This is a genomic window from Actinopolyspora biskrensis (genome assembly GCF_013408175.1).
Classification (GTDB): Bacteria; Actinomycetota; Actinomycetes; order Mycobacteriales; family Pseudonocardiaceae; genus Actinopolyspora; species Actinopolyspora biskrensis.
The window spans coordinates 441739-448983 of the sequence record NZ_JACBYW010000006.1 but is presented as its reverse complement, the minus strand read 5'-3'; the positions used below and the strand labels follow the sequence as shown (position 1 = coordinate 448983).

4 protein-coding genes and 1 pseudogene are annotated in these 7245 nt (G+C 68.6%); 4 read left to right on the top strand and 1 reads right to left on the bottom strand.

Going from position 1 to position 7245, the window contains the following annotated elements:
* The first annotated feature begins 292 nt into the window (after positions 1-292).
* From metG to FHR84_RS22990, 4 genes and pseudogenes are all read left to right on the top strand, one after another.
* Positions 293-2095, top strand: coding sequence for a methionine--tRNA ligase (metG, locus tag FHR84_RS17760; RefSeq protein ID WP_179536636.1), 1803 nt, complete (start codon positions 293-295; stop codon positions 2093-2095).
* Positions 2096-2388: 293 nt separating this feature from the next.
* Entirely contained in the window at positions 2389-3234 is an 846-nt protein-coding gene (locus FHR84_RS17755) for a YchF/TatD family DNA exonuclease (RefSeq protein ID WP_179536635.1), read from the top strand.
* Between the two features lie 340 nt (positions 3235-3574).
* Positions 3575-3823 (top strand): annotated as a pseudogene (locus FHR84_RS17750) (transglycosylase family protein); the annotation flags it as partial.
* A gap of 514 nt (positions 3824-4337) precedes the next feature.
* The gene (locus FHR84_RS22990) at positions 4338-5846 is read left to right on the top strand and encodes a ubiquitin-like domain-containing protein (RefSeq protein WP_179536633.1); all 1509 of its coding nucleotides are present in this window, start codon (positions 4338-4340) and stop codon (positions 5844-5846) included.
* 99 nt (positions 5847-5945) lie between these two features.
* Here FHR84_RS22990 and FHR84_RS17740 read toward each other — a convergent pair whose 3' ends face one another.
* Entirely contained in the window at positions 5946-7196 is a 1251-nt protein-coding gene (locus FHR84_RS17740) for a cytochrome P450 (RefSeq protein WP_179536632.1), read from the bottom strand.
* Positions 7197-7245 lie beyond the last annotated feature (49 nt).

Below are 7245 nucleotides of genomic sequence, written 5' to 3'. Positions count from 1 at the left end.
GCTTGGCCCGAGCCATCCCACGCTCCACTCACACAGCGAACGTGATCACCACCCACCCCACCCTGCCAAACCAAGATCATTCTGCAAGGACCCCTAAGTCCGTGATCGTGTGCGGAACACTCGCGCCGCGCCGTCGCCGTGCTCGGTGCTCACGGCGCGGAACCGTTCCGGGGCCGCCCCTCGCGTTGCGCGCCGGGGGCACGGCTGATGGAGGTCTCCCGCCGCTGAGCGCGCCCCGCTCTTGCCCAAACCCGTTCGATGCCCTGGGGCACGGGTACGTAGGCTGTGAACCATGAGTACCTCCGTGCTTACTGGCGTGGCGTGGCCCTACACCAACGGGCCGCGGCACATTGGTCACGTCTCCGGAATCGGTGTCCCCTCGGACGTCTTCTCGCGGTACCACCGAATGTCCGGGAACAAGGTGCTCATGGTCTCCGGAAGCGACGAGCACGGGACCCCCATCCTGGTGCAGGCCGAGAAGGAGGGGCTCACCCCGCGTGAGCTGGTGGACAAGTACCACCGCGTGATCGCCGAGGACATGCGCTCGCTCGGGGTCAGCTACGACCTCTACACCCGCACCACGACGGGGAACCACTACGCGGTGGTGCGGGACATCTTCCGCGCGTTGTACCACAACGGCTACATAGTCCCGCGGACCACGACGGGCGCGGTGAGTCCCTCCACGGGCCGCACCCTGCCGGATCGCTACATCGAGGGAACCTGCCCGATCTGCGATCAGGACGGTGCGCGCGGCGACCAGTGCGACAACTGCGGCAACCAGATCGACGCCGCCGAGCTGCGCAACCCCGTTTCCAGGATCAACGGCGAGACTCCACAGTTCGTGGAGACCGAGCACCTGTTCCTCGACCTGCCCGCGTTCACCGACTCGCTGGGCAAGTGGCTGTCCACGCGCACCGACTGGCGCTCCAACGTACTGAACTTCACGCGCAACCTCGTCGAGGACATGCGCCCCAGGCCGATCACCCGTGACCTGGACTGGGGGGTGCCGATCCCGCTCGAGGGCTGGGACGAGCCGTCGATGAAGCGTCTCTACGTGTGGTTCGACGCGGTGATCGGCTACTTCTCGGCCAGCGTCGAATGGGCCCGCCGTTCCGGCGACCCGGAGGCGTGGCGTGCCTGGTGGAACGATCCGGAGGCCCTGCGGGTCTACTTCATGGGCAAGGACAACATCACCTTCCACGCCCAGATCTGGCCCGCCCTGCTGATGGGGCACAACGGTACGGGTGACCGGGGAGGAACGGCAGGCCCGTACGGGGAGCTCAACCTGCCCACCGAGATCGCCTCCAGCGAGTTCCTCACCATGACCGGCTCGAAGTTCTCCACGTCGCGGGGCACCGTGATCTACGTGCGTGATTTCGTGCGCGAGTTCGGCCCGGACGCGTTGCGCTACTTCATCTCGGCGGCCGGGCCCGAGACGCACGACGTGGACTTCACCTGGGAGGAGTTCGTCCGGCGGATCAACTTCGAGCTCGCGAACGAGTGGGGGAACCTGGTCAACCGCGCCGTGTCCCTGGCGGCCAAGAACGTGGGGGCCGTCCCCCAGCCTCGTGCCCCCGAGGAGGCGGACGAGGAGCTGAAGACCATGGCGCGCGGGGCCTTCGACGTGGTCGGAGGGCATCTGCGGCGGTCCCGCTTTCGCGCGGCCACGCAGGAGGCCATGCGCGTGGTCACCGCGGCCAACAAGTACCTGTCCGAGCAGGAGCCCTGGAAGCGCAAGGACGACCCGGACCGGCGGGACACCATCCTGCACACCGCGCTGCAGGTGGTCTCGGACGCCAACACGCTGCTCACCCCGTTCCTGCCGCACTCGTCCCAACGGGTTCACGAGCTGCTCGGCGGCAGCGGCACCTGGGCGGCCCAGCCGCGGATGGAGGACGTGGCCGATCTGGACGTGGCCGAGCGCTCCTATCCGATCCTGACGGGCGACTACTCCACCGAGCAGGCGAGCTGGGAGTCCAAGCCGGTTCCGGTGGGAAGGCCGTTGAGCAAACCGACCCCGCTGTTCGGCAAGCTCGATCCCGGACTGGCCGAGACCGGTCCGGAATGGGCCCCGCTCCGCACCGACAACTCGTGACAGAGCTTTGCGCGGTTGGTCGGGTAGCCGGTACGTGAGTCGGCGCCTTGCTGCGTCGGAGGGCACGTCGAGTAGCGGCCTGCGCCACGTGCCCTGCCGCCTTGCGACGCGTCCGACTCACGCACCGGAGCTTCTCGTTCTGCGGAGTGCGCGTCGCGCGAGGTGCTCAGGGTGTGTTCTGGCGCTTGCCGTGTCGAAAGCACCACGCCAGTCGTCGACACACCGGCACCGGTGCGGGCCCGGTGAAGGGTGCGGTTGTCTCCGTTCCGACGAACGTCTGCGAGGGAATCGAAGTGAGCAAGGGCGACAGGCGAACACCGCCTCCGGAACCGGAACCACTGCCGGCGCCGGTGGTCGACGCGCACACGCATCTCGACGCCTGCGGTGCGTCGAACGCAGCGGAGGTCCACCGCATGGTGGACCGCGCCGAGGCCGCCGGGATCGGCCGTGTGGTGACGGTCGCCGACGATCTCGACTCGGCGCGCTGGACGGTCGAGGCCGCGGGCTGGGACGAACGTGTCTACTCGGCCGTGGCGCTGCACCCGACCCGTGCGAAGGACTTCGGCGAGACCGAGCGGAAGACGCTGCGGGAGCTCGTGCGCGATCCGCGTGTGGTCGCGGTGGGCGAGACCGGGTTGGACTACTACTGGGACTTCTCCCCGCCGGAACCGCAGCAGGAGGCCTTCCGGTGGCACATCGGGCTGGCCAAGGAGACGGGCAAGCCGCTGATGATCCACGACCGGGACGCGCACGAGGACATCGTGCGCATCCTCGAGGAGGAGGGCGCCCCCGAGACGGTGATCTTCCACTGTTTCTCCGGGGACGCCGAGTTCGCGCGCAGGTGCGTCGAGGCAGGCTACGTCCTCTCCTTCGCCGGGACGGCGACGTTCCGCAACGCTAACGCGCGGGGACTCCGGGAGGCGGCGGCATCGGTTCCGGCCGGGCAGATGCTGGTGGAGACGGACGCTCCGTTCCTCGCCCCGCACCCCTTTCGCGGGCGTCCCAACGAGCCGTACTGCGTGAATTACACCGTTCGTGACCTTGCCGAACTGCGCGGGGAATCGGTCGAGGAACTGGCAGTGGCTGTGTCTACCACTGCCGAGCGAGTGTTCCAACTCGATCGTGTAGTGGGTTCCTGAGCACTGATCACGCTTCGCAGGTAAAGACGATCAGTTGCGAGTGTGCCGAGTTGCGCTGCTGCGGTGTGCTCCTACCGTCCATTGTGGAAGCCGGGATGGAGGGCCTGCCGGGACGAGTGGTGGGTCGATCACCGCAGCGTACGGGGTTCTGATCGACCGGGCACTCCCTCGGGAACCGCGCCGTTGCGGTGGATGACGGCGGATGGCCCTCCGCGCCCGGAAGCACGGCGGAGAGGTTGCCATGACAACTCGGAGCGTCCTGCGTATCGTGATCGTTCTCGTGGCGATGTCGACCACGGCCGTACCGGCGGCTGCCGCCGCGGAGCACCGGGAGAGCACCGGTGTGTGGGAACGACTGGCTCGGTGCGAGTCCGGCGGTAACTGGCACATCAACACCGGAAACGGCTACTACGGGGGGCTGCAGTTCATGCGCAGCACCTGGAAGGCCTACGGCGGCGAGCGGTACGCCCGGTACCCGCACCGCGCCTCCAAGGCCGAGCAGATCGCCGTGGCGCGGGGTCTTCGCGAGGCGCACGGGGACTACGGAGCCTGGCCGGCGTGCGCCCGCAAGTTGGGGCTTCCGCGGTGACGGCCGCTCGTGTTGCGCGGTGAACTTCGCCCGGAAGCGCGAAAAAGTATTATCAAAACAATCGAACCGGCCACGCTTGGTGTCGAGATCTGTGCGTAATGGGGTGCGGAATCGGATCGGCGCTCGTATTCGTGCTCGTTCGTGTGAGTATCCCGATACCACGTGCGCAGGGGTGCCGGTTTTCGGTGCGGTAACTCGGATCACAACGATTTCGTGATCCTTGGCAGCGCGCAGATCATCACGCTAGAGTCTCGAACTCGTAAACCGATGACGACAGTCACGGATTACGCCCGCAGTCTTCGCCGGTGTACGTCGGGGTAGTTCCGCTGGCGCGGTCCGGGTCCGAGAGCGGACACGGACGTGGCAGTGGGCTATGGCGGCGCTGGCTACGGGAGTCGGATACGGACACGAAGCACGAAGGTTGCGTGCCCACCGGGGGGATCAGGACGTTGAATCGACGTGCCGAACCAACCCGCCCGGGTGCGCCTTCCCGCCTTCGGGAGGTAACGACCCTGTGAACGAACGCGGCTATTTCGGTCGGAACGCTTCGATCGACCATCACTCCGCCCACTGGGGTGACTCGCTCGACGGAACCGACTGGTTCACCCCCACTGTCGCGCCCGAAACGCACACCGCCGTCGGTGTGCTGGAACGCCCAGAGGAGCAGACCCGAACCCACCAGCCCTGTCCGGCGCAGGAGGACCACCCGAGCCTCCCCTCGGGGACTCTCAGCATCACCCCTGAGGACGTTTACGAGGTCCTCGGCCCCGACGTCGAGGACCTGATGGCCGACGCCGACCTCGAGGTCGACGAGCTCATCCGGCTGCTCAACGCCGAGACGACGGTCATGCCCCCGCTCTCGCTGCCCGAGACGCTGGGCGCGGACGAGAGCCTCGACGAACCGTCCCCCGAACTCGCCGAGGCGATCAGCACCTGGAAACGCCGTTTCCTCAAGAGCGCGGTGGCCGCCGTCGTGCTCTCGATCGGAGGGACCGGTGGTGCCGCCGCCGCGATGGACAAGTCCGTCACCCTCGAGGTCGACGGGCAGGAGCACCAGGTCAGCACCTACGAGTCGACCGTGGGCGAGGTCCTCGAGGACGAGGGCATCGAGGTCGGCAAGCACGACGCGCTGAGCCCGTCCCTCGATTCCAAGATCTCGCAGGGCGAGACCATCACCCTCGACCAGGGCAGGAAGATCGAGCTCACCGTCGACGGCGAGACCCGCGAGGAGTGGGTTCGCTCGGTGACCGTCGGGCAGGCGCTCCGGCAGCTCGGCGTCCCCACGGACGGTTCCTGGGTGTCGGCCAAGAGGACCATGCAGGTCCCCGAGGACGGCATGAACCTGGAGGTCAAGACCTCCAAGTCGATCAGCATCGCCGACGGCGGCAAGGAGCCGCGCCAGCTGACCACCACGGCGGTGACGGTCGACGAGCTGCTGCGTCAGCATGGCATCAAGGTCGACGGCGACGACAACGTCACCCCGGGCGGGGACAAGAAGATCACCGACGGTGCCGAGGTGCGGATCGACCGCACCAGCACTTCCACGGTCAACGTCCGCGAGCCGATCGAGCCCCCGGTCAAAGAGATCGTGGACGACACGATGCTCAAGGGCGAGCGCAAGGTCGAGAAGCAGGGGCAGGCCGGCGAGAAGATCGTCTTCTTCCGTGTGACGAAGCACAACGGGGACGAGGTCAAGCGCGAGTCCATCGACGAGCGCGTCGCCAAGGAGGCCGAGCCGAAGGTCGTCCGCGTCGGTGGCAAGGAGCCCCCGAACAGCGGTGTCTGGGACAAGCTGGCCCAGTGCGAGTCCGGCGGCAACTGGCACATCAACAGCGGCAACGGCTACTACGGCGGCATCCAGTTCGACAAGTCGACCTGGAACGCCTACGGCGGTGATCAGTACGCCGCCTACCCCCACCAGGCGACGCGGGAGCAGCAGATCGCGATCGCGACCAAGGTCCGCGACGCGCGCGGGGGCTACGGCGCCTGGCCGTCCTGCTCGTCGCAACTCGGCCTGTCCTGACCCCCGGAGCGGGAGCGGGTCCGCTCGTGAAGTGTTCCGGGCCCGGGCGGTGCCTCTCCGCCCGGGCCCGTTCTCGTCTCCGCCGAGCCGGCTGGGTGGTCACCGCTTCGGCGGGTGGACGGACTCGATGACGAAGCCGCTCCGTGGACGAGCGGGCAAGCGGCGCAGGGAGATCGTCAGGTCCTGCTCCGGCACCTCGTACTCCAGTCGGGCCAGCCGGGGGACGAGAGCCCGCAGCAGCGCGCGGGTCGCGTCCTCGCCCGGGCACCGGTGCGAGGTGTCCGGATCACCGCCTCCCTGGGGAACCAGCTCGTCGCGGTCGACCGGGCGGTCGAGGAAGCGTCGCGGATCGAACGCGTAGGGGTCCTTCCACAGCGCGGGGTCGTGGTTCTGCCCGTACAGGTCGAGCAGCACGAGGGTGCCCGCCGGGATCGGTTCGCCGTGCCAGCTCAGGTCCCGCACCGCTCTGCCGCCGACGAACGGTGCGAACGGGTAGAAGCGGCGAACCTCCTGGACGAAGCCCTCGGTGCGGGCGGGATCGTCCGCGCCCAGCGGCTCCCGGTGGGCGGGCCAGCGGTGCAGCGCGTGCGCGGCGAACGTGAGGAACCAGCACACGGCGACGGTGGGCCGGATGACGTTGAGCAGCTCCACCGCGGCGACGCGGGGGCTCAGCGCTGTTCCGTCGGAGTCGTGGTGCCGAGCGACCACGTCGACGGCGGAGTTCCGCGGCACGGTTCTCCTGCCGGAGCGCACGTCCTCGATCAGGCGTGCCAGCCGGTCCTGCTGACGTCTGCGGGCCGACCGGGCTCGCCAGTGGCGCGGGCCGCCGGTGGCGAACCCGTCGACCAGGGAGACCAGGTCGTGGGCGGTGGGGCGCACCTCGTCGTCGCTCAGCGGGATGCCCGCCCAGCGGCAGACCCCTCGGGTGAGCACGCTGCTCGCCTCGTCGAACAGCACCACCCCCGGGCGGTCCCTCCAGGAGGAGCTCTCCTCGTCCCACGCGGCAGTGACGGCCTCGACGAGCTCGTTCGTGCTGCCCGCCTCGCGCACCAGGGAGCCGAAGATCGCTCTGCGCGTGCGGTGGGCGGGTCCGTCGAGGGTGTGCACGGCTTCGTGGCCGAACAGCGTGCTCAGCACCGGTTCCGGCACGGCCGTGCTCCTGCTCACGTTCTGCTCGTCGTAGAACAGGCGCACAGCCTCGGGGCCGCGCAGACCCACCGCGCGCTGCCCCAGCAGCCGGGTGCGGACGAGGGGGCCCGCCGCGTTGTTCCAGCGGGAGGGCAACCAGGCGTAGCCCTCGGTGAGCACGGCCAGCGTGCTGTCGGTGACGGGAACACGAGGTGACTTCATGCGAGCGCACTGCCCGCTGCCGGTCGTGCTGAAACGCGCGCCGGGCGAA

What these genes read in the sequence shown, in the direction of transcription:
- metG (WP_179536636.1), top strand. Translation starts at nt 293, where the DNA reads ATGAGTACCTCCGTGCTTACTGGCGTGGCGTGGCCCTACACCAACGGG.
- FHR84_RS17740 (WP_179536632.1), bottom strand. Translation starts at nt 7,196, where the DNA reads ATGAAGTCACCTCGTGTTCCCGTCACCGACAGCACGCTGGCCGTGCTC.